The organism is Alcanivorax profundi, assembly GCF_003597125.1.
GTDB classification, from domain to species: Bacteria; Pseudomonadota; Gammaproteobacteria; order Pseudomonadales; family Alcanivoracaceae; genus Alcanivorax; species Alcanivorax profundi.
Window position 1 is genome coordinate 1 of the sequence record NZ_QYYA01000020.1, and the last position, 1,604, is coordinate 1,604.

Genomic DNA, 1,604 nt, shown 5'->3' on the forward strand with positions numbered 1-1,604 from the left:
GTTTTCAATGCATCGATGTCGCTCTGCAAACCAGCCTTGTCAATCTGGCTCTGCAAGTTGTCGATGTCATCATCGTAATCTTTACAAGAAGTAAATGTGCTTACGGAAGCAATTGTCAATGCACCCATAAGCAGCGCGCTAAAATACTTTCTTTTCATCCGATAAATATTTATCCTCAAATCCGCAACCTATAGGGTTTAGTGGGATTTTGCTTGCAAAGCGACAAAATTCATTTTATTGTACATATTTCTTGCACAACAGAAATGTCGCAGACACAAAATCCCCTTACCCCATAAAGCGACTTGAGGTAATACGCTGGTTTAACCAGAAAAGCATGGTCTTTAACCAAAGTCTGTCTTGAACAGGTTGGCATAAGCATTGTTGTCTGAGTAAATGTTCAATACATGCCTACGTGATGTCTTAATCCATTTCGCAGGAACAGAGATGAACTTGAAAACAAAGGTCTTGATTCTGCTGGTGGCACGCAATCCAAATTCATGGGTTTTCAATCTCTGCATAATAGCTTTGTAGAAGTTTCTGATGAGAGCTGTCATAAGCAGGAATACAGTATTCTGTGCCATGAACGATTTTGGCAATCGATTCCAGCCAAAGCCATTGTTCATGTCATCGAAGATGCGTTCCTTGCCACCACGAAGATTGTAGAATTCCACGATGTCTCTTGCACTCGACTTGTAATCGTTAGTCAGTATACATCTGTAGGTATATTCGCCTTCCCAAATGTCAAGGTCTCCATCTATTCGCCTTTGTCTCTGTATGACAAGACGATACGGTTTTCCTTTCCATTTCTCAACAAGGATAGAATTCAACTCAAACTCAATACCGTTGATTTCAACAGTTTTCCATCCAGTTAAGGCAAACATGGAATCGTAGAAAGAAGAGCATCTGTTGGCACGAATATAAAAATGCCTGCAATGAGCCTCTACCATATCTACGATTTCCTCCGAACATGAGCCGCAATCCATGCGGGCACGAGAAATATATATTTCCGAAGCCTCCAATCGCTTGAAGATTCTTTCCAAAGTTTCTTTTTGGTTGAAGCGTACGTTTGTGTTGCCGTCTCTATTTTCAATACCAACAATCATGTCGTTAATGACAGCTACACCTGGACTATAGCCCAAGAACTTCTTGTAGGTTGGTTTTGCATCATACTTCTCTGTTTCAATGAACTGATGGTCAAAGTCAAAATCATACTCTTGACCGGATTTCAATTGACCAGTAGCAAGCAGGGCATTGACCAGTAAGCAGTTCATCTTGTCTGCAGTATTGAAATCATAGGATTTGCCAGAAGCAGACTTATAGGTGATGCTCTTAAAAGTCAGTTCTTCGATAGCACGTAATATGGTGTCTGCGCTGCAAGTGCGAAGAGTTGGATGAAGAGACAAATGTTTCATCAGGTGAGTTGTAACATCCTCAATACATGAGCCACCACAAAGATATACGCACATCAGAGAGCGTAGAATCTCGCTATATTGATAACCAAACATAGTGCATCTCAATCCCAAGGTGGAATCTATGGTTTGAGCTAAAAGAGCATCAAATTGCTCCATAATCGAAAAAATTCCCCCAAAAGGAGTGAGTTTCTC

1 protein-coding gene is annotated in these 1,604 nt (G+C 40.8%); it reads right to left on the bottom strand.

Annotated features, from left to right (window positions below; all coding sequences use genetic code 11):
* Positions 1-341: 341 nt before the first annotated feature.
* A partial coding sequence (locus D4A39_RS18915) for an IS1380-like element IS942 family transposase (RefSeq protein WP_119236930.1) occupies positions 342-1,604 on the bottom strand: 1,263 nt, incomplete at its 5' end.